The sequence below is a fragment of the Sutterella massiliensis genome, assembly GCF_016899755.1.
GTDB lineage: Bacteria > Pseudomonadota > Gammaproteobacteria > Burkholderiales > Burkholderiaceae_F > Sutterella > Sutterella massiliensis.
Window position 1 is genome coordinate 1 of the sequence record NZ_JACJJC010000166.1, and the last position, 792, is coordinate 792.

1 protein-coding gene is annotated in these 792 nt (G+C 63.6%); it reads right to left on the reverse strand.

Annotated elements, in window-relative coordinates; all coding sequences use genetic code 11:
• A partial coding sequence (locus tag H6A60_RS11935; protein ID WP_205104917.1) for a hypothetical protein occupies nucleotides 1-792 on the reverse strand: 792 nt, incomplete at both ends.

The window sequence follows — 792 nt, forward strand, 5'->3', positions numbered from 1 at the left end:
CCGTACCGTCGATCTCGCCCTTGATCGTCACGTGGTCGGACTTGGAATTGTCCTTGCCCGCGATGATCGCGTTGAGGTCGAGGGTGCCGCCGTCGGTGATGTAGTCGCCTTCGATCACGAATTCATTGCCGATGTAGTTCGAATCCGCAGGCGTGTCGCCCGAAGAATTCTTGTTGCCGACATAGATCGTACCGTTGTTGGTGACATTGCCCGCAACCGTGAACTGGACGGTGCTCGAACCTTCGGAGGACGTCCAGCCGCTCGAGACGATCGAGTTGTAGCCGTCAACGCCGCCGAGATGGAAGGCGCCGTCGGACGCAACACTGAGGGAGCCCACGCCGCCGAAGCCGGCAGCCCAGGCGCCGCCCTCGACCGTGAGGGCCGTGTCGTAGACGGTGCTGTCGCCGGCAGCGCCGAAGATGATGCCGCCTTCGGACGACTTGACCGCACCCGCACCGAGCGATTCGGCGGAGAGTTCAACAACGCCCTCGCCCGTCTTCACGAACGTGATGCCCGAGGTCATCGTCTGCGTGACGTCGCCCACCGTCTCTCGGTCGGCGTAGTCGAGGATAACCGTCGCATTGTCGTCGGCCTGCGAAGCAGTGCCGCCGACCTCGGCGTAGTCGCCCGCCGTCGTGATCGTGGCATCGGCCGCGCCGAGCGAAGCGATCGAATTCGTACGGATCACCGTGCCGTCCGAGAGGACGAACGCACCGTGATAAGCGTTGTTCACTGCTTCGAGCGAGAAGTCGCCGGTCATGCCCACAACCGCGTCGTCACCCGCGTCGGATT